This is a genomic window from uncultured Mucilaginibacter sp., from assembly GCF_913773635.1.
In the GTDB taxonomy this organism is placed as follows: domain Bacteria; phylum Bacteroidota; class Bacteroidia; order Sphingobacteriales; family Sphingobacteriaceae; genus Mucilaginibacter.
Genome location: NZ_CAJYGQ010000009.1, coordinates 157,299 through 178,321, shown reverse-complemented (window position 1 = coordinate 178,321; position 21,023 = coordinate 157,299). Strand labels below are relative to the sequence as shown.

The 21,023-nt window shown below is 42.1% G+C and carries 17 protein-coding genes; 9 read left to right on the top strand and 8 right to left on the bottom strand.

What is annotated here, in order from left to right; genetic code table 11:
• Positions 1 to 105: 105 nt before the first annotated feature.
• The 3 genes from QZ407_RS11900 to QZ407_RS11890 form a co-directional block, all read right to left on the bottom strand.
• A complete protein-coding gene (locus tag QZ407_RS11900) occupies positions 106 to 2,316 on the bottom strand; it encodes an alpha-N-acetylglucosaminidase (RefSeq protein WP_295771281.1) in 2,211 nt (736 codons plus the stop codon).
• A gap of 45 nt (positions 2,317 to 2,361) precedes the next feature.
• Positions 2,362 to 3,570 carry a DUF5009 domain-containing protein gene (locus QZ407_RS11895; protein WP_295771278.1) on the bottom strand — a complete coding sequence of 403 codons (1,209 nt, stop codon included), beginning with the start codon at positions 3,568 to 3,570 and terminating at the stop codon, positions 2,362 to 2,364.
• A gap of 189 nt (positions 3,571 to 3,759) precedes the next feature.
• A complete protein-coding gene (locus QZ407_RS11890) occupies positions 3,760 to 5,286 on the bottom strand; it encodes a glycoside hydrolase (protein ID WP_295771276.1) in 1,527 nt (508 codons plus the stop codon).
• Positions 5,287 to 5,693: 407 nt separating this feature from the next.
• On the opposite strand from QZ407_RS11890, the gene QZ407_RS11885 reads away from it, so the two are divergent.
• Genes QZ407_RS11885 through QZ407_RS11870 form a run of 4 tightly spaced genes read left to right on the top strand, consistent with a single transcriptional unit; the run spans position 5,694 to position 9,401 of the window.
• Positions 5,694 to 6,710: a zinc-binding alcohol dehydrogenase family protein gene (locus QZ407_RS11885; RefSeq protein ID WP_295771274.1), complete on the top strand. Its 1,017-nt coding sequence runs from the start codon at positions 5,694 to 5,696 to the stop codon at positions 6,708 to 6,710.
• Between the two features lie 50 nt (positions 6,711 to 6,760).
• On the top strand, positions 6,761 to 8,029 hold the full coding sequence (gene fucP / locus QZ407_RS11880; protein WP_295771270.1) for an L-fucose:H+ symporter permease: 1,269 nt from the start codon (positions 6,761 to 6,763) through the stop codon (positions 8,027 to 8,029).
• A gap of 2 nt (positions 8,030 to 8,031) precedes the next feature.
• On the top strand, positions 8,032 to 9,057 hold the full coding sequence (locus QZ407_RS11875; RefSeq protein WP_295771269.1) for an aldo/keto reductase: 1,026 nt from the start codon (positions 8,032 to 8,034) through the stop codon (positions 9,055 to 9,057).
• A gap of 2 nt (positions 9,058 to 9,059) precedes the next feature.
• Positions 9,060 to 9,401 carry an L-rhamnose mutarotase gene (locus QZ407_RS11870; protein WP_295771267.1) on the top strand — a complete coding sequence of 114 codons (342 nt, stop codon included), beginning with the start codon at positions 9,060 to 9,062 and terminating at the stop codon, positions 9,399 to 9,401.
• Positions 9,402 to 9,441: 40 nt separating this feature from the next.
• Here the strand turns inward: QZ407_RS11870 and QZ407_RS11865 are convergent, their stop codons facing one another.
• On the bottom strand, positions 9,442 to 10,323 hold the full coding sequence (locus tag QZ407_RS11865; protein ID WP_295771265.1) for an AraC family transcriptional regulator: 882 nt from the start codon (positions 10,321 to 10,323) through the stop codon (positions 9,442 to 9,444).
• Positions 10,324 to 10,507: 184 nt separating this feature from the next.
• Here QZ407_RS11865 and QZ407_RS11860 point away from each other — a divergent pair, with 184 nt between their 5' ends.
• From QZ407_RS11860 to QZ407_RS11840, 5 genes are all read left to right on the top strand, one after another.
• Positions 10,508 to 10,966: a BON domain-containing protein gene (locus QZ407_RS11860; protein ID WP_295771263.1), complete on the top strand. Its 459-nt coding sequence runs from the start codon at positions 10,508 to 10,510 to the stop codon at positions 10,964 to 10,966.
• A 101-nt stretch (positions 10,967 to 11,067) separates the two neighbouring features.
• Positions 11,068 to 12,189, top strand: coding sequence for a M48 family metallopeptidase (locus QZ407_RS11855; RefSeq protein WP_295771261.1), 1,122 nt, complete (start codon positions 11,068 to 11,070; stop codon positions 12,187 to 12,189).
• 19 nt (positions 12,190 to 12,208) lie between these two features.
• Positions 12,209 to 12,871: a TIGR00266 family protein gene (locus tag QZ407_RS11850; protein ID WP_295771259.1), complete on the top strand. Its 663-nt coding sequence runs from the start codon at positions 12,209 to 12,211 to the stop codon at positions 12,869 to 12,871.
• Between the two features lie 3 nt (positions 12,872 to 12,874).
• Positions 12,875 to 13,585, top strand: a complete 711-nt coding sequence (locus QZ407_RS11845) for a TIGR00266 family protein (protein WP_295771257.1) — start codon at positions 12,875 to 12,877, stop codon at positions 13,583 to 13,585.
• 1 nt (position 13,586) lies between these two features.
• Complete coding sequence (locus tag QZ407_RS11840) at positions 13,587 to 14,273, top strand: TIGR00266 family protein (protein ID WP_295771255.1); 687 nt, start codon at positions 13,587 to 13,589, stop codon at positions 14,271 to 14,273.
• A 15-nt stretch (positions 14,274 to 14,288) separates the two neighbouring features.
• Here QZ407_RS11840 and QZ407_RS11835 read toward each other — a convergent pair whose 3' ends face one another.
• The 4 genes from QZ407_RS11835 to QZ407_RS11820 form a co-directional block, all read right to left on the bottom strand.
• Complete coding sequence (locus QZ407_RS11835) at positions 14,289 to 15,005, bottom strand: hypothetical protein (protein ID WP_295771253.1); 717 nt, start codon at positions 15,003 to 15,005, stop codon at positions 14,289 to 14,291.
• 106 nt (positions 15,006 to 15,111) lie between these two features.
• Positions 15,112 to 16,527: a TolC family protein gene (locus tag QZ407_RS11830; protein ID WP_295771250.1), complete on the bottom strand. Its 1,416-nt coding sequence runs from the start codon at positions 16,525 to 16,527 to the stop codon at positions 15,112 to 15,114.
• A 34-nt stretch (positions 16,528 to 16,561) separates the two neighbouring features.
• On the bottom strand, positions 16,562 to 19,720 hold the full coding sequence (locus QZ407_RS11825; protein ID WP_295771248.1) for an efflux RND transporter permease subunit: 3,159 nt from the start codon (positions 19,718 to 19,720) through the stop codon (positions 16,562 to 16,564).
• 57 nt (positions 19,721 to 19,777) lie between these two features.
• Complete coding sequence (locus QZ407_RS11820) at positions 19,778 to 20,956, bottom strand: efflux RND transporter periplasmic adaptor subunit (RefSeq protein WP_295771246.1); 1,179 nt, start codon at positions 20,954 to 20,956, stop codon at positions 19,778 to 19,780.
• Positions 20,957 to 21,023 lie beyond the last annotated feature (67 nt).

Here is a 21,023-nt window from a genome sequence, read left to right as displayed (position 1 = left end):
TTGCAATTTATATTGATGTGTAACGAGCTTTCAAGTAAGCATGTAGCAGTAATTTCGCATAAATGCTTACTTGTTTTAATGGTATTATTCAATTGAGCTTTTGTATTAATTAGCCTTATTCATTGCCGACCAGTATTTACTGTGAAGTTGGGTTGCAACAGTAATGGTATTTTCTTTAGGCGTTGCCGGGTAATCTTTCCTTGCGTTTACCCATGCCCATTCCCAATCTTTAATTTTGCTGGTAAAGGCTTTGTAATCTAAGCTTTTTTGTCCGCGTAAATCTAATCTAAGCTCATCAATAAACTGTTTCCACCGAGGCTTGTAAAAATCGGTTAGCAGGCCATTCCATTGCCTGCAGGCATATTCATTTAAAGGGCAGTCCTTGTCTCCCCAAAGGGTGATGAGGTCTTTGGCATTTTGTTCGTACAATGCCTTTTCTTGCGACGTAACACCGCAGGCACGTGCGGTGTTAATCCACTCGCCCAGCATAAACTCTTTACGGGTGCCTAATAAACGGTCTATGTCATCAATCAGCTTTAAAAACTGAGCCGATTGGCGATTGAATTCGGCTGCATTTTTATTTTTATATGCCGTAACCATATCTCTTTGAACTGTTAAAGCATAGTTTGCCAGTACTTGTCTGGTTACGTCAACCAAATCATATTTAAAACCGTCACTCTTGCTGTATTTTGTTGAAGATTTAATCAATGCATCCCAGGCAGGCAGTAAATCTTTAGCGTTGTAATTTAGTTTGGTTTTTGCCCAGCGTGTGGCACTATCTAAAGTTGGGCGCGCCTGTATAATTGATTCTGCACCGTCACGTATATACTTGTCTTTTGGTACCGAATAAACGGTGTTACGCAAAATATTCCATGCTTTTAAAGTTAACGGATCAGTTGCACCGTAACGATTTCTGATGTAGCGAGGCAGCCACTTGTCAAGGTTGATAGCCTCATTGGTCCAGGTGTTATCTGTGAATAGCTCATAAATTACCGGATTTTGCTCTATACCTTCCATGGTAAGGCCTATGCCTGTAAGTTTACCACTATTAGGGTCTTTTAAAGCCATAGAAGGTTTAATGGCGGCACTATCTAACCGTCCAAATAAGTTGGTGTTTCCACCAAAATTGTTAAGCATTGACCATATCCAGGGTTTGCCGTAAAACGCTTTTGTCCTTTTCCAAACCGGTTCAATTTCTGTTGCCAAATCTAAAATAATCATCTTATCGTCTGGTACAGCTTTAAGCAAAGCCTCAGTTTGCGGCGCCCGCCAAAACTTTCTGTCGCTATAAAACAGCCAGCCCTGCATTACCCAAACTGCCTTAGGGTCGGCCTGGCGCATACCATCATAAACACGGGCACTTAATTTGCCGAGCTTTTCAGGGTCGTCATACGGTGGCTCATTCTCGTTAAACGTATCGGCCGAGTAGTAGTGATCTGTTCCCAGCAACTTGGTTTGTTTTTCTAAGAAAAGTTTACCTATACGGGCAAACAAAGGATCCTCCGAGTCAAGAATATAAGTGTCGGCAAAGCCGTTTTGCCAATTGGTGGTTTTAAGCTTTGCATCCGGAAAGCGGTTTTTGAATGCCGGAGGTACGTGACCCGTAAAGGCAGGCAAAACCGGTTTCATGCCCAACGCACGTTGCCGCTGTAAAATCTTTTTTTGCAGGTCAAAATGTGTACGCATCCAGTTGAGTGGCAGCGGGCCGCCCCACGCATCCATATTACCCATCCAAAACCATGAAAAATAGGCTGGCCCGGTAAAGAAACCTTTCAAGTCTTCATCAGTAAAGCCCATTTCTTTATACACCAAATACCAAGTATATTCTTCGCCCGTAATAGCCAGCGGCATATTTATGCCATGCAGGGCCATCCAGTCAATCTCTTTTTCCCAACGCGCCCAGTCCCACCAGCTCATGCTGTAGTTAAATGTGCAATAGTTAAGGTAATAGCGTAACTGGTAAGGTGATGATTTTTTTACCTTTTGCGGAACCTTTGGAAGAACGGCTGGCAGGTTAAGATTACTGGCATTCCATGTTACCTGGCAGTGTGCATACTCAGTTAAATAATAGTATAAAGCCGAAGCAACAGCTACACCATTGTTTCCTCCAAGCACAATTTTATTTCCGGCGCTTTCTACTTCGAAAGCGTCTTTATTAGTTGTATTAATTTTTTTTACAACAAAACTTTTGGCATGTGCAGGCAGCAGCCTTTTAATGAGTGCATAGCTTTCGCTTTCTACCGTTTGTGCCAACGCCGTGCAGGATATAAGCAGGCCGGTGAACGCAAAAAATACTTTTTTTAAACTGAAATTCATGTATGTAAAGTGCTTGTTGGTTGTATAATGTATTTGTTGTATTTGCTATAATTTTAAAAATATTTTCCTGTTTGTTAGTTCACACAAGAGCCATAGTTGTATGAGTAAGACACCCGTCCACAACACGGGCCGGTGCCAATCCGGATCTATGAACTTAAGTGCTCCCCCCAAAAAAAACTCCGAAGATGATACCAGGTTAAGCATGCCATGTGCAATAAGGTATATGAGTATGGAGTTCATGCCAATCCAGGTAAATGGTTTACTCCAGGCGGCAAAGCGGGCAACATCAATTACACCATAAAAAAGTGAAAACAGCAGCAAGCTCCATCCGCCTGCGTATAGCACAAATGAACTTGTCCACAAGGTTTTATTAATGGGTAGCCATATATTCCATAATGAACCTAACCCCAGCAAAATTAAACCCGAAACAGTGAGGTATACAAGCTTACGTACAGGCGTTAAGTTATGTGCTTGCATGGAAAGCAGCGTGCCGGTAAATACACCAAGTAATGCCGTTGCTATTGCGGGGATAGTGCCTAAAATACCTTCTGGGTCGTAAACGGTACGGTGTAGCTTGCCTGGTAAAAATAGCTGATCAATATAACTTGTTAAACTGCCCTCGGGGGTAAGTACATAAGCGCCGTGACCCGGTACGGGTATAAATAATAGCATTGCCCAATAACCGGCTAACAAACCAATCAACCACGTTATTTGCTCTTTTAAGCTGAAATTTAAATAAATAAGTGCTGCAAAAAAACAGGATATGCCGATGCGACCTAATACACTTGCGAAGCGGGTGTGCTCATAACCTTTAAACTGCAGAGCACCATTTACCAATATGCCAAGTAGTACGAGTAACAAGGTTCGCTTTATTAAATGGCTGTAAACCTGATGCTTTACCTGGCCATCGGCAATAAATTGAGTTTTATTTTTATACGCAAATGGCATTGATATGCCTGCTATAAATATAAAAAGCGGAAAAATCAGATCATAAAAAGTAAAGCCGTTCCATACGCTATGATGTAACTGATTGCTTAAGCCCAGTATAAGGCGTTCAAGGAATGATAAATTGGCGTTGGTGCTTATTTGCCAGTTAACCGGATTTCGGTATAAATGATATTTATGCTGAACAACCTCTGCCAATCCGTGGAATATTTCTTCGCCACTGATAATCCAAAACATATCAAAACCTCTGATGGCATCAAGAGAACGGAGCCTTTCGGGTTTTAACACAGATGATACCGGCGTAGACATGAGCGCATTTAAATTAAATTAGAGTTTAAAATTATTACAAGTTGTAAAGCTTATTGAAAGCAAAGGTTTATTAAAGCAGCAAGCCCTGACCGGCTAATGCATGCTAATTTCTTACAATATACTGCAATAAACAATGCACGCCCCGAGCTTTTTACTTAAACGATTAAGCCACACATTTTAAGCAATAGGCTAATTTTTGTAAACTAAAGTAGTAATCGATCGTGGTTTGAGTCCAATTGCGTTTGCATTTGCGGGCAGTTTGCCGGCCTTCAAATTGTCACCCGGCTCGGCCGATGTAACGTAGGAGCTAAGCTGCCTGTGTTTATTAAAGTGTTGGATATCCAGTTTTATCTTTCTTGGCTGTTGCGTATAATTGATCAATACCGTAACCAACTGACCTTTGTCATCTTTGAAAGCTGAAATCATAACATCCTGACCGGCCTTGATGTCATCCATATCATCATTACGACTCACTTTTAATCTTTGCATGCCGGGCCTTACAAACCGGCTGTAGTTGCCCAATGCCCATAGGTTTTTTACGGGAGTAAAGTTTCCGTTTTTAAAGCCTTTATCGGGGTGTAATGCTATCAGGTAATACCGCGTATCCATGTTGGTCGGGCCTGGTTCGTAAGCATTCCAAAAATGCCAGGCGGCGGCGTTCGCAATGGTTAAATCGCGGTTAATTACTTTGGCTAAAAACAAAGCGCAATCCATAGAGCTACGTTTACCGGATGCCGATTCACGAAAGCCATTATCAAGCATCGAATATTCAGATTGCCAGTATTCAATTCCATATTTGGCGGTAGTGTCGGCCAGTTGTTTTCTTACGGCAACCATCATGCTGTCGCTTTTCTCAGTAAAGTAGCTATGCCCGGCTACAAAATTAGGAACATTAGTTAAGCCTTTAACATTTTGCGGACTGCCGGCACCAAATAATTCCTGAATTTGCCTATACGAGCCTTTACCTGTTTGATATAAATAGGTAAGCATAGCCGCTTCGGTAGTCATAATTGAAACAGGTAGTTTTTTAACTTTAAGTACAGAGTCAAGCGCAACTATTTCATTGTGAATCTCTTTGTTTGTCCACGGACTACCTTCCTGGCTGCCTTCGCCAAATTTATTTGACCAATCCCACTGCGGCTCATTTATCGGACTTATATATTTAAAGTTAATACCCTCATTTTTAAAATGAACCAGCACATCGGCTAAAAATGAAGCAAAGGCGGTGTATTTGTCCGCTTTAAGGTTTGAAATGAAATCTTTATCTGTTTTGTAGCCTAACCCGTTTTTTGTGAACCACACAGGTGGGGTGTTCGAGAAAGCAATTAAATCTTCAACGCCGTACTTTTTAGCCTTTTGCAAAAACCATTGGTAGCCTGCCTGCTTGTTCCAATTATAAGTTCCGTCACTGTTTAAAAAACTCTCAACCCGTCTCAGCGGATCTTTGATGCCGCTTTTTTCTCCCTGCTCAGCACTGCCACCACCAATGTTAAAACGCCACGCTGATAGGCCTATTCCTTCGGGGCTTCCATTTTTGTTTATTGCTTTGCTAAACAACAGCTTTGCAATTTCCTCTTTTTTGGCGTTAGGCCAGTGCATGCCAATTGGTTCTGAATACCAGCAGCCCGATGCTCCAATATTATGAATGGTTTGTGCGGTAGCCCGGGCGTCAATTTTAAAAATTACGGTTTGTGCGCTTGCTTTATTAAGCGTCATAAAGGTTGCAGTTAGTAGCAGGTAGTGTTTAATAAAAGATAGACGCATTTTTTGCAACAATAAATTTAACTGGTTTATAAGCTTTGTTTTGCTTAACGAGCTTATATTTTTCAAATCTATTGCTTGTAAATTAACAATTATCAAACAACGTTTAAATAATTGCCAGTTTTGTCGCCAATGGGCAAAAGTAGGTCGGCTTTGTACAAGTTGCAGAGATGCGCCATGCGAGTGTTGACGTGTTATTCCAGTGGTTACTATTAAACTCATCTTGCCAACAATCGGATTTGAGCTAAAAATGGTCTGATATTCTCAAACCTGTACTATACCAGCCTAATACTTTTGTAAAAACCAATTTGCCTGTAACCAGGCCTTTTTTCAAGCCAACGTAGATAACACTGTATTAACCCATGAATAAAGCACTTAGCTGCGAGCAGCCCGGACACTTTGAGTACAAAGTATTGCCTTTGCCAAAAAAGGCGAGGGGATATGCTACTATAAAAATCAAAAGTATAGGTATTTGTGGTACAGATTTGCATGCTTATGAAGGCACACAGCCTTATTTTGACTATCCTCGAATTTTAGGTCACGAACTATCAGGCACCTTAATTGATGTTGACGGTAACCCTGATTTTGTTGGCGGCGAAAGGGTAACCTTTATTCCCTATTTTAATTGCGGAACCTGCGTAGCCTGCCGTAATAACAAACCCAATTGCTGTGTAAATATAAAGGTTTGCGGTGTTCATCAGGATGGTGGTATGATTGAGTACCTGCAGGTGCCAAGCTACTCACTTATACACGGCAGCGACCTCACATTTGATGAGTTAGCTTTGGTTGAGCCCTTAGCTATAGGTGCGCATGCGGTAAGGCGAGCTGCTATTGTTAAAAATGAATTTGTGCTGGTGGTTGGTGCAGGTCCTATTGGTTTGGGTATAATGGAATTTGCGCGCATAGCCGGTGCCAGGGTTATTGCCATGGATATAAATGCCGACCGTTTAAGCTTTTGCAAACAACGCCTTAATATTCCTTACGCAATAAATGCTAAAGATGATGATGCCGACAAAATGCTCAGGGAAATTACCGGCGGAGAGTACCCTACTGTTGTGATAGATGCTACTGGTAGCAGGGCTGCTATAAATAATGGCTTTAACTATCTGGCGCATGGTGGCAGGTATGTGTTAGTGGGCTTGCAAAAAGGAGATATAAACGTAAGTCATCCTGAGTTTCATAAGCGCGAGGCAACGCTGATGAGCAGCAGAAATGCTACCCGACAGGATTTTGAGGTAGTGATGAATGCCATGAAAAATAAGCTGGTTAACCCTGCAAATTATATCACTCACAAAACCACATTTGCTAAGCTTAAAGACGATTTTCCTAACTGGCTGAACCCCGCAAGCGGCGTAATTAAAGCAATGGTTGAAATGTAAACCTCTTGCTTTTTTTCAAATCAATAAACCAATTAACCAGCACCCAAATTATGAATAAGAAGAATACGCTACCCATTATTTTATTAACTACCCTATTTTTTTTGTGGGGCTTTGCTCACAATTTAGATCCTATTCTTATTCCGCATTTAAAGCGTTCATTTACGCTGAGTAACGTACAGGCAACATTGGTTGATACAGCCGTTTACGCAGCCTATTTTGTAATGGCAATTCCTGCTGGACTCATCATGAAGCGCTTTGGCTATAAATCGGCAATTGTAACAGGACTTGTTTTCTTCGCTATAGGTTGTTACCTGTTCATTCCGGCGGCCGATACCCAGCAGTATTCTTTTTTCCTGATAGCGCTTTTCATAATAGCCTGCGGGTTGGCAACGTTAGAAACCGTAGCTAATCCGTTTATGACTTTGCTTGGCTCGCCCGAAACTGCCGCCCAGCGGTTAAATCTTGCACAATCATTCAACGGCTTTGCCACCATGCTTGCTCCAGCAATTGGTACCGAGCTTATATTAATACATTCAACACCCGACGAACAGCTAAAATTGATGCCTGCAGCCGCACGCAAGGCTGCCCTGGCTGCCGAGGCCGCATCTGTAAAAGGACCGTATATGGCTTTAACTATTATACTGGTAATTATAGCAGTGGTGTTTTTATTTGTTAAACTTCCAAACGTTCAGGCTGCTGAAAGTAAATCAACTTCCAAACGTGGTTTTTTAAGCATATTGCGCCATCGTCATTTATCATGGGGCATTGCTGCACAGTTCTTTTACGTTGGCGCCCAAACATGTATCATCAGCCTTTTTGTGCTTTATGCAGTAAGTGTAGCCAATTTAACTGATCGTGAAGCTGGTCACCTGGCAAGCATATGCGGGTTGGTGTTTTTAGCTGGACGCTTTATTGGTACGTTTTTAATGAAGTACATTAGTTCAAACCGTTTGCTGGGTATATATGCCATTATAAATACTGTACTGTGTTTTGGGGCAATCTATCTATCGGGTTCATATGCCATATACACAGTAATTGCCATATCCTTCTTTATGTCAATAATGTTCCCTACCATATTTGCACTTGGAATTAAAGATTTAGGACCTGAGCGCGAGCTGGGAAGCAGTCTGATCATCATGTCCATAGTGGGAGGGGCAATAGTGCCGCGTGCATTCGGTTACCTGAGCGATGCAAGCCATGATATAAGAATGGGTTACTATGTGCCTATGGTATGCTTTGTTATCATAGCGCTATTTGCATTCAGAGGGCACAGGGTTGTAGTGCGAACCAATGAGCAAAATGTAAACGCTATATATTAGTCATGAGCACCTGCGCACTTCCACCATTAATTTACGGCACAAGCGTACTGGGGAATTTATACAAGGCTACATCAATAAATCAGAAACTTGAGGTTGTTAGCGCTTGCATGCAGCATCAAAATACGCCTGTTTACTTTGATTCGGCCGGTAAGTATGGTGCAGGTTTGGCGCTTGAGTCGCTTGGGCAAAGTCTGGAGCATTTGCAAATTAATCCAAGTGATGTTGTCATCAGTAATAAATTAGGATGGTTTCGTAAACCCTTAACCTCCGCAGCGCCAACATTTGAGCCCGGTGTTTGGAAGGATTTGAAACATGATGCCGAACAAAAAATCAGCTATCATGGCATTTTAGCCTGCTACCTGCAGGGTAATATGCTGCTGGGAAAGTACAAGGCAAAAATGGTGTCAGTTCACGACCCTGATGAGTACTTACAGGCCGCTGGTGATATAAACGAAAGGAAGAAACGGTACCGTGATATAATTGAAGCTTACAAAGCACTGCTCGAGCTTAAGGTTAAAGGTGAAGTGGCATCAGTTGGCATAGGTGCAAAAGACTGGCGCACCATTGCCCGTATATGTCGCGATGTGCAGTTGGACTGGGTAATGCTTGCAAACAGCCTTACCATACATAGTCATCCAAGAGAGGTGGTTGAATTTATGGAACACTTGAGAGACAATAATATAAGCATAATTAATGCGGCTGTTTTCAACGGAGGCTTTGTTGTTGGTGCTAATTATTACAACTACAGCTCAATTAACCCAAAACACAATAGCGCATTATACCAGTGGCGCGATTCCTTTTTTAGTATTTGCACCAGGCATAATGTAACTCCGGCTCAGGCGGCTATGACCTTTGCATTTCGTGCACCGGGTGTAAGCTCAATTGCTTTAAGCGCTGCCAGCCCCGGCAATGTGCATGAAAACAGTACGTTGTTAAATGCAACTATTCCCGTTGATTTTTGGGCTAACCTGGTAAATGCCAGGTTGGTTGACGAACAATATTTTGAACGCTATTTGAATAATAACTAAATATGAAAAGATTTTGCTACGCACTTGATTTAAAAGATGATGAGGCGCTAATAAAAGAATATGAACACTGGCACTCAAGTGAACATGGATGGCCCGAAATAAAAAAAAGTATAAAAGATGCTTCAATAACATCAATGGAAATTTATCGCACCGGTAACCGTTTGTTTATGATTATGGAAGTTGATGAAGATTTTTCAGCTGAAAGGAAAGCTGCTATGGATGCCGAAAATCCAAAAGTACAGGAGTGGGAAGAATTGATGTGGAAATTTCAGCAGCCTTTGCCCTGGGCTAAAGATGGCGAAAAATGGATACTCATGAACCGCATATTTGACTTAAACGCTTAAGTAGAACGTAATCTTTAATTAAGGCCTGTCATCAATGATGCTATAAACCTACGCTAAACATCTGTTTTTTATAATCTTTTGGTGACAGGCCAGTAAAGCGTTTAAACGTTTTTGAAAAGTACGATAGATCTTCAAACCCTATTTGCTTACTAATTTCTGAGTAGGTCATTCGGCTTGTAGCCATAAGGTATTGCGCCCGTTCCACACGTTTTTCGTTGATGTAGTGTACCGGCCTGGTGCCTGTATAAAGTTTAAACTGCCGTGAAAAATAATCGGCGTTTTGGTTTAAGCGCAAAGCCAGTTGCGCAACAGAAAGATCAGTGTGAAGGTTTACCTGAATGTAATTTAAGGTTTCGGCTATTTTGTTGGGTATAACTTTTTTTAACGCCGGCTTAAAAAATTGGGGCGTTAAAAACCTTGATGTAAGTTGCAGTAATATACCCTGGGTTTCCATAAACACGCTCAGGTTTTGTTGATTGTTTAACTGCTGATATTCTTTGTAAAAAACATCCTTCTCGTAAATTCTTGGATTGTCTGACCGGTTAATTCCCCTTCCCGGATTTATTTCCAGCAGTCTGTCAAATATATTCTGATCAAGGGCAGAGGCTTCGGCCTTCATTATTTTACGATGATCGGCAAATAGTGAATTGCCGTCGGCAGAATCTTCAAAAAACTGCACAAAGTATTGCCCCATATTTTGCTTACAAAGCATATCACAAAGGGTAAAGCTAGGTACAATGTAAAGGTAACCGGCTTCAAGTTTATGAGTGCCGTATGAGTCAGATAGCTCACCCTCGCCCTCATTAATATAATAAATGCGATTGTAAGGACTTATTACATTCTTGTAATTCCATTTCGGTCCAAGTTTCACATAATCAACGTTCAGTAGTGAAAATGTATGCTGAAAATTTCTTTTGATCATAACGGTACCGGAATGCTTAACAAAAATATAATATTAATGCATAGTTAGATATGTATTGCTTCGTGAAGTTTAACACTTTAAATTATAAGGAGAGTTAGTTTAAAGAAAGAGCACGCATCTCTTAATTGAATAAGCACGTAACTTTTTTTCAAAATCATGGTTGAATAGTTATAAGTAATAACAAATGAAAGCATTTTTCGCAATAACGGTAGCAGCAGCCTTGAGTTTAATAGCCTGCACTACTGATAGTAATATAAAGGCCGACATAGCTGTTAAGGCACAAACCGAGGTGGCTTTTATGGGTGTGAACTACGCTGTTAAAGATAAAGTTGTTACGTTAACAGGTGTTTGCCCGTCATATAAATCAAAGCAAATAGTGTTGCAAACCGTAAAATCAATCCATGTTATAAAAGGCGTTAATGAATCTATTGCAATAGGTCCGGTAACACTCACTGATGATTTACCCATGAAGCAAAGTGTTGACAGTGTTTTAAGCCGATACCCACAGGTTTGGGCAAGTGTAACTAAGGGAAAAGTTAGCTTAAAGGGAGCGGCCAGCAGGAAGGATTTAAATAAGCTTTTGCCCGCGCTGGCTATGTTGAAGCCTGCAGGCTTGGAAAATGCGATTGTGGTGCCACAGTAATTCCACTTATAGTTTATGGTTTAATTATAAATTTTATTGCTGGTTGAATATTTCGCGAAGTACTTTTATCTTACAACCATTAAATCATATCATAATATCCATTGCGCAATTACCAGGCTATAATTATACATCCTGATGTCTCTGGCGGAAGATGTTCAGGCTTACTGCATATAGACACCCTGGCGGCTGTCTTCTCCTCTGATGTATTTACTTACAAAATACCCTTGTCTGCATTAAACATAAGTGCAGGGGGTGCTGGCAACCGTTTTATATTTCTTAAAAACGAAAGTCAAAGTCAAATTTCAATTTATACCTCTGATAAGGCCATACTAAAAGATCCGGTTTTGCAGAGTGACAGCCAGTTTAGTCAACAAATAAATAAAGCCCGAAAAACACTTGGTAGCTTGGTTAAAGGCAGTTTGCTGGTTGTTGTATTGCTGTTTGGCTTAATTGGCGCTTTGTATCTGCTTAAAGATAAAATGGTAGAAGGTTTGGCATCAAGAGTGCCTGCATCATGGGAAAGAGCTGCCGGCGACAAACTTTTTAACGCGCTATCTCTGCAATACAAGTTTATTCAGAACGACTCGCTTAAAAAGGAGTTTATGCGTGTAGGCGCACCGTTATTTAAGCAGGTTGAAAAAGAAGGCTATCCGGTATCATTATACTTTGTTAAGGATCCATCCATCAATGCATTTGCACTGCCTGGGGGTAAAGTAATTATACAAAGTGGCTTAATTGATAATGCTAAATCATGGGAAGAAGTAATGGGTGTCCTCGGACACGAGCTGGCACATGTTACCCGCCGTCATCATATAAGGGGGGTAATTAACAATGTGGGTATTTATACCATACTTGCCGCAACCCTTGGCGATGTTAGCGCACTTGCAGGTACCTTTGCCTCATTTGGCGGCGACTTGGCGTCGTTATCTAACAGCCGCACATTTGAAAACGAGGCTGATGAAACAGGTTGGGATTACCTGGTGAAAGCCCGTATTAACCCTAAGGGCTTAATCAGCTTTTTTGAAACACTTAAAAAAGACAATCAGTCAAAAATGGACACGTTGGTAAACAAAAACGTTGATCTTTCATTTTTATCAACTCACCCAAATACTGATGATCGTATAGCTCATCTTAAACAAAAGCAAAAGGAAACAAAGGGAAGTTTTAACCCGCTTCCTGACACGTTTGCCGATTTTAAAAGGAAGTTACTCAACAAACACTAAGCAAATCATAAACCTCAACATGAACATTAAAATTGAAGGAAAACCTGTTTTTGCCCACGTTATAGTGGAGCTTGACCCGGGTGAAACCATCGTGGCCGAGTCAGACGCTATGTCAAGCATGGCCGCTGGTTTAGATATGAAAGCCGCATTAAACGGTGGTTTTTTTGGTGGACTTGCCCGTAAGTTTTTTGGTAAGGAAAGTATGTTTATAAACTACTTCAGCAATCCAACTAACCAGCCACTTACCATACATTTAACTCAGCCCACACCCGGCGATATTGAGATCAAGGAGCTTAACGGCGAAAGTTATTGCCTGCAGCAAGGTGCCTATATAGCATCTGAGCCCGGGGTTAGGCTAGGATTAAGATGGGCAGGTTTGGGCTCATTTATTGGTGGCGAGGGTTTATTTAAACTGGTAGTATCAGGTACCGGAAAAGTGATTTTTGGAGCCTACGGCGGTATAATTGAGCGCGAGATAAACGGCGAATATATTGTAGATTCAGGACACTTGGTTGGCTACGGCCCAAACATGAAACTAAAGCCACAGCTTGCCGGTGGTATATTCAGCAGCATTTTTGGCGGCGAGGGTTTTGTAACCCGCGTTGAAGGAAACGGAAAAATTTATATGCAAACCCGAAACCTTGCCGGCCTGGCATCGTGGATTAACAGGCACTTAAGATAACCTATGGAACAGTATTTCACACCAAACGGCAATACGCTCAATGTAAATCTTCAATTGCAACCGGGTTCATCAGCGGCCGAAGTAAAGCTCAATCCGGGGCAGGAATTTACTGCGGAGGGAGGAGCGATGATAGCAATGAGCCCAGATATCACCATGACTACCACAACCCACAAAAAAGGCTCGGGTAGTATTATGAAGGGTATAAAACGCATGCTCGGCGGCGAAAACTTTTTCCTTAATCATTACACTGCGGGTAAACAGGGCGGAACTGTGTGGCTTGGCGCTGTACATGCCGGCGATATGCTTGTTAAAGAACTCAACGGCGAAGGTTTAATTGTACAGGGCGGCTCTTATGTGGCCAGCACTCCGGGTATTGAAATTGATATGAACTGGCAGGGGTTCAAGTCGCTCATATCAAAAGAAGGCCTTTTTTGGCTTGACGTACGTGGAAAAGGAACCGTAATTATAAATTCTTTCGGAGCTATTTACCCTATAGATATAGATGGCGAGTACATAGTTGACACCGGCCATATTGTTGCATTTGATGAAAGTTTAAACTTTTCACTTACGAAGGCAGGTAAAAGCTGGGTGAGCTCATTTTTGGGTGGCGAAGGCTTTGTTTGCAAATTCAGAGGAAAGGGTACCGTTTGGATACAATCACACAATACATCATCATTTGGATATAGTTTAGGTCCAAGATTAAAGCCAAGATAATATGGAATTAACAGAAAAAAAAGGATTTGATTTCAGGATGGAATGCAAGCCCGATTATGGCTTTCTTTCAGTTACCGTTTCATCAGGGCAAAAATTAAAGGTTGAAGCTGCAGCAATGGCTGCCATGGACACCAACCTGGAAATGAAGACCAAGCTAAAGGGTGGCTTTGCCCGCTTTTTAAGCGGAGAATCTATATTCATCAATGAATTTACTGCAAATAACGGAGATGCGGAAATTCAGATAGCACCTGCCTGTCCGGGTGATGTTGAGCATATTTATCTGCAAAACGAGACTATATACCTTCAAAATACCGCTTTTTTAGCCTCAGCCTATAATATTACGGTTGAAAGCAAGTGGCAGGGTTTTACAAAGGGTTTCTTTTCGGGCGAAAGCTTTTTCCTCATCAAATGTTCGGGTACAGGCGATTTATGGTTCAACTCATACGGCGGCATTATACCTATTGATGTTGAAGAAGGTTACGTGATTGATACCGGTCATATTGTAGCTTTTACAGATGGACTTGCGTATGAAATAGCCAGAATAGGTGGCTATAAATCATTATTCTTCTCAGGCGAAGGTTTGGTGTGCCGTTTTAAAGGTAAAGGCCGTGTTTGGATACAAACTCGTAAAATATCACCCTTCATATCATGGGTAAATCCATTCAGGCCTGTAAAGTCAAATAATTAATGTTAACATATTGAGTTAGCGTTTCTCTGCTTGTACAGCTTTTCTATAATTGGCCAACGCTTTATTAAGTGATTGGCCTTTTTCATGTATACATTCACAAAATACCATGCAGCCCTTCGGTGATTCCCGTCTGTAGCATTGGCTTTTGCAATCTTTTAACGTGTTACGGGGCATTATAGAAAAAGAGTGTGTTATAGTAAATAACACAGCCACTATAAGTGCAAAGCAGCCGGCAAAAAACTTAAACGGAAAGCGTTTATCAACAGCTAGTTGAGCTACCAGTGGCGTTAAAGTTTTAAACGGAAGAATAAATTTCAGCTTATCATAGTTCCAGCATAACAGGTACAAGTTTGCCAGTATCATAAGGGGGGCAGAAAGCAGTGAGCCCTCAAATCTTACTGATAGTGACAGTATGAAGATGTTGAGTATTATAGGCAAATACAAAAGCGCGCCTAATACAACTGTACGGGGTATAAGCAGTAAAATTCCGGCCAGTATTTGTAAGATGCCTATAAACGTGTAATAGTATCCGGTATGGAACAGCGCTTCAAGATAGTGGCCCATAGGCTGGTTGTTATGCAGGTTTGTAAAGCGTTCACCTGTTATTTTGGGCCACCCGGCAAGTATAAAGCCGGCAGCCAATGTAACCCTGTTAAAAACCGAAAAGTATTGCAACCAAATATTTGCCTTCGCCTTAGCATACAGGTTATCAAGTTTAGATTGTAAGTCCATATTAAAAAAGTACTTTGTAAAGCAAAGTTAATTACAAAGTTTTAAAAAACAAAAGCCTTCCGGAGTTACCGGAAGGCTTTGCTGAATTTATTCAATCGCTGGTAACTTATTGTTTCCAGCCGCCACCAAGTGCCTGATACAAGTTTACAATAGCCTGCAGCTCCTGTAATCTGTCGTTCACGCTGCTCAGCTTTGCGGCTAAAAGGCTTTGCTCAGAGGTTAATACATCCGTATAATTTGTAGATGAACTATACCGAAGCAGCTCTTTAGTATAGTCAACCGCTTTTTCTAATGCTTTAAGCTGATTAGCGCGACTGCCTTGTTTTTCAACTGCTGCCTGGTAAGCAAATAATGCGTTTGATACTTCGCCGCCGGCAGTAAGTAACGATTGCTGGAAAGCATAATACGCCGATTGCTGACGCGCCTGCGCTGTACGCAACCGCGCTTTGTTTTCGCCACGGCTAAATATAGGCTGAGTTAAACCGCCAATAACACTGTAAAAAATAGAGTTATCAAAAAGGTTCCTGATTCTTAATGTAGAAACGCCACCTTGTCCTGTAATAGTTAACTGCGGATAAAAATAGGTACGCGCTAGGTTGGTGTTTTCAAACGCCATTCTGAAACCTAATTCGGCCTGTTGCACATCGGGGCGGTTTTTAAGTAATTGCGACGCCACTCCAACCTGCAAATCATGATAAGGCTTTTGCTCATCTAAAGAGCTGCGTTTAATTGCACCGGGACTGCGTGCAAGCAATATGCTTAATGCATTTTCGGCTTCACGTATACTGCGTTTTAAATCGGGGATGGTTACCTCTGCTGCATAACGGTTAGCTTCACTCTGTACAACGGCTGCGCCTGTAACAACTGCACTTTCTTTAAGTGCTTTCATGGTTTCAACGTCGGCTACACGGTTTTTAAGTGTTTGCTCGGTAATGCGCAATTGCTGATCTAAGGCCAGCAGGTTGTAATAACTGTTGGCAATGTTGGCAATCAGCTGAGTTTGAACGGCGCGCTTAGCAGCGTCACTTTGCAGTAAGCCTGCTAACGCCGAGCGTTTGGCACTGCTTAGCTTGCCCCAAATATCAGCTTCCCAGCTGGTGCTCAATCCCAGTTGCGAAATAGTAGTTACCAACGGAAAGGCACCAACAAATTCTGGCGGAAAGTTTAATGCTGCTAATGATTGCTTGTTACGCGTTACCTGTGCCACACCATTAAGGCTTGGCAAAAAAGCAGCCTTACTTTGGCGTAAAGTGGCACTGGCTTCGTTTATACGCTGCACCGCTGTTTTTAAATCATAGTTTTCCTGTAAACCTTCGTTTATAAGGTTTTGAAGAACAGTATCATTGAATAGTTGCTTATAAGGCAGGTTAGCTATCGATGCCGTATCCGTTATACTGGTATCGCGGTAAACGCTCCCTTTAACATCCAGGCCGGGTGCCTGATACTTTTTTGTAACACACGCCGAAACGCTCAGCACTGCTGCCAGTGCCAAAAAGGTGCGCGTTTTATATTTGTTAATCATTTTAATGATGTTTCAAAATGGTAAATGAATAAGGTTAATGAGCTTGAGCCAAAGTTTGGTTTTGGTCATCAGCCTGTTCAGGCTTTTTACCAATGCGCTCCTGCAAATTTTGGAATATGATAAACAGTACCGGAATAACAAACACCCCGAAAATTGTACCGATTAACATACCCCCAACAGCACCCGTACCAATTGAACGGTTACCTTCGGCACCGGCACCGCTGGCCAGCATCAAAGGCACCAAGCCTAAAATAAATGCAAAGGATGTCATTAATATAGGGCGCAAACGGGCAACAGCACCGTCAATTGCAGCTTGTACTATGCTCATGCCACCTTTACGGCGCATGGCGGCAAATTCTACAATCAAAATGGCATTTTTGGCTAATAAACCGATAAGCATAATGAGCGTGATTTGCAGGTAGATGTTGTTTTCTACGTTAAATATTTTAGCGAACAAAAACGCTCCGGCCAAACCAACAGGCAGTGATAACAGTACTGCAAAAGGTATAATGTAGCTTTCGTACTGTGCACTTAACAGGAAGTATACAAATACTAAACACAGCATAAATATGAATACTGTTTGGCTACCGCTTGAAATTTCCTCACGGCTCAAGCCCGAAAATTCATAGCCATAACCGGCAGGCAGTGTTTGTGCTGCAACTTCCTGAATGGCTTTGATGGCGTCACCCGTACTATAACCCGGCTTAGGCGCACCAGTTACCGATATTGAAGTAAACAAGTTAAAGCGGTTAATTGACTCCGGACCATAAACGCGTTTTAGCGTAACAAACTCGGACACCGGTGCCATTACATTATTATTGGTACGTACATAAATGCTGTTTAAGCTACCAATGTTGCCGCGGTAAATAGCATCGGCCTGTATCATAACACGGTATTGTTTACCAAATTCATTAAAGTTTGAGGCATACAATCCACCAAAATAACCTTGTAAAGTACTCAACACTGAGTTTACTCCAACGTTAGCTTCCTTACATTTGGCTACGTTAACATCAACTTGGTATTGCGGAAAGTTAGTATTGAAGAACGTAGTAGCATATTGAATTTCAGGACGCTGGTTTAGCGCTCCTAAAAATTTGCCGTTTACCTCTACAAATTTGCTAATATCGCCACCGGTTTTATCCTGCACTTGAAACTCAAAGCCACTGCTGTTACCAAAACCCTGCAGGGTAGGAGGAGCGAAGAAAATTACGTTGGCACCTTTAATGCCTGCTGTCATTCCAAAAAGCTTTCCGGTTACGGCATTTACGTCATGCTCTTTGCCTTCGCGCTGGCTCCAGTGTTTTAGTTTCATAAATAAAATACCGTAAGAGCCACCGGCGCCACTCAGTAAACCGGTACCACCAATGCGGGTAACCGATTCAACTTCGGGCAGGCTGCGTGCAATAGCGGCAACCTGATCGGCTATTTGCTCGGTACGCTCTAATGATGATGCAGGGGGTAAACTTACATCGGCCATAATAAAGCTTTGATCTTCGTTAGGTACAAAACCGCTTGGCGTTGTCTTCAACAAATACCAAAACAGCCCGGCAAATAAGGCTATACCCAGCATAGCCAACCATTTTTTGGCTGACAGGAACTGAACCGAACTTTTATATTTGTTGGTCATACTATCAAACCCGGCATTGAATGCGCTGTAAAAGCGTTGCATAAAACCCTTAGGTTGATGCTCATGATCATCATGTGGTTTTAACAGCAATGCACAAAGCGCCGGACTCAACGTTAAAGCGTTCACCGCCGAAATAATAATAGAGATAGCGAGCGTTAAACCAAACTGCTTGTAAAATACACCTGTAGATCCGGTAATAAATGTCACCGGTATAAATACAGCCGCCATTACTAATGTAATTGATATTACAGCACCGCTAATTTCGCTCATTGCTTCAAGCGTGGCACCTTTTGCACTTTTAGCGCCGTTGCCCAGCTTAGCATGCACGGCTTCAACAACTACAATGGCATCATCCACCACAATACCAATAGCGAGTACCAAGGCAAAAAGCGTAAGCAGGTTTATGGTAAAGCCAAATAGTTGCAAAAAGAAGAATGTACCAACGATAGCCACCGGCACTGCAATGGCCGGAATAAGCGTTGAACGGAAATCCTGCAAGAAGATGAACACCACAATAAATACCAAAACGAAAGCTTCAATCAGCGTGTGAATCACCTTCTCGATAGATACGTCCAAGAACTCATTTGCGCTGAAAATTGGCATGGCCTTGATACCCGGAGGAAATGTTTTTTGAGCAGCCTCGATAGTCTTCTCCACCTCCTTGATCATCTCATGCGCATTTGATCCTGCTGATTGGTAAACCGCAATGGCAATTGATGGTAAGGCGTTGGTGCTTGAGGTGGTAGAATAATCTAATGAACCCAACTCAATACGGGCAACATCTTTTAAGCGTAATATCTGCTCGTTTTTTGCCGAACGGATTACAATGTTTTCGTACTCTACAGGCTTTTTTAACCGGCCTTTGTATTTCAATACGTATTGGAATGACTGATGGCTGTTTTCGCCCACCTTACCCGGTGCAGCTTCCACGTTTTGCTCGGCTAAGGCTGCGTTGATATCATCAGGCACCAAACCGTAGGTAGCCATTACATCAGGTTTAAGCCAAATACGCATTGAATATTCCTGCGTACCGAAGGCTGTTGCCTCGCCCACACCGTTAATACGCTTAATTTGCGGTAGTAGGTTAATGTTGGCGTAGTTTTGTAAAAAAGTGCTGTTAAATGATTTATTTTCGCTGGTTAAGGCAAAAACCATCACCATGCTGCTTTGCTGCTTGCTGGTGGTAACACCGGCTTTGGTAACCTCGGCCGGTAGTAAAGGCGTAGCTTTTGATACCCTGTTTTGTACGTTTACCGCAGCCAAATCCGGGTCAGTGCCTAATTTAAAATACACAGTTATTTTACCCGAGCCATCATTACTGGCGGTTGAGGTCATGTATGTCATGTTCTCAACACCGTTAATTTGCTCCTCAAGCGGAACAATAACGCTGTTCATAACCACATCGGCGTTGGCGCCCTGGTACGATGCTGATACCTGTACAGTTGGCGGGGCAATTTCAGGGTATTGTGATATGGGCAGCGATGTAAGGCCCAGAATACCGAGTATGACTAAAATGACCGATATAACGGTAGAGAGTACCGGCCGTTCAATGAATGTTTTTAACATAATGAATTTATGTGCTGGTTGATAGATTGCGAAGCATGTGCTTCTTGTCAGCTAATATTATTTTACGTCCTGGTATACCTTGTCGGCAGGTTGTACTTCGGCTTTTACCTGCGTACCATCCTGCAAGGTAGATGTTCCTTCGAGTATTACAGTGTCGCCAACTTTTAAGCCTGAGGTTACTACAAAGTTTTGACCGGCAGTAGTGCTCATTACATTAATTTCGGTGCTTTTAACTTTGCCGGCGGCATCAACTACGTAAACAAAACGTTTACCCTGTAGCTCATAAGTTGATTTTTGCGGAACCAAGATGGTGCTTTTTAAATTTTGCGGAATGCTAACCTTAGCGCTACCGCCACTACGGATAAGTCCAACCGGGTTAGGGAACGTTGCCCTGAAACTTGCTGAACCGGTCTCGGTATTTATTAAGCCGCTTACCGTTTCTACTTTACCTTTTTCTGGATAGTTGCTGCCATCAGATAATATAAGTGACACAGCCGGAAGTTTGTTAAGCTTAGCAGCCAAAGTACTACCTTCAAAAGTGCGGGAGAAATCGAGCAACTGTTTTTCGTTCATTGAAAAGTAAGCATATACTTTGCCAATGTTTGATATTGTTGTTAAAGGCTCCGTAGTAGTGCTGCTAACCAAACTACCCAGCTTGTGAGGAATATTACCTGCAACACCATTGACCGGACTGATTATGGCAGTATAACCTAGGTTTGTGCGAGCGGTTGCTAAGTTAGCTTTTGCCTGCGCCAAAGCAGCTCTGCGTGCCTGCAGCGTATATTGTGCCGATTCCAGATCGTAATGGCTGATAATATCTTTTTCAACCAGTGGTTTTACCTTGTTAACCTGCAATTGAGCGGCGCTAACATCGGCTTCGGCACTGCTGATAGCCGCCTGAGCATTGTTTACACTTTGTTGATACTGCGGAGCGCTTATGCGGAATAATAACTGTCCCTTTTTAACAACAGCACCTTCATCAATGTAGATTTTTTCGATGTAACCGTCAATTTTTGGGCGGATTTCAATGTTTTGCTGGCCTTGTAGTGTTGCTGGATATTCGTTGCTTAAGGTAGCATCCTGCTGCTCTATTTTAAAAGCCGGATAAGCTTGCACAGGTGGTGGCCCACCTGCTGCCGCGCCTGCCTGCTGCTGTTTGTTTCCGCATGAAGATAAGATCAGCAAACTTGCGCCGATGCTTAAAAGGAGATGCGATGTTTTTCTGAAAAGTGGCATAGTGTTAACGTATTGTGAAGTGTTTGTTATGTTTATATTTACTTTTAAGTTTGACAATTTTGTAAAA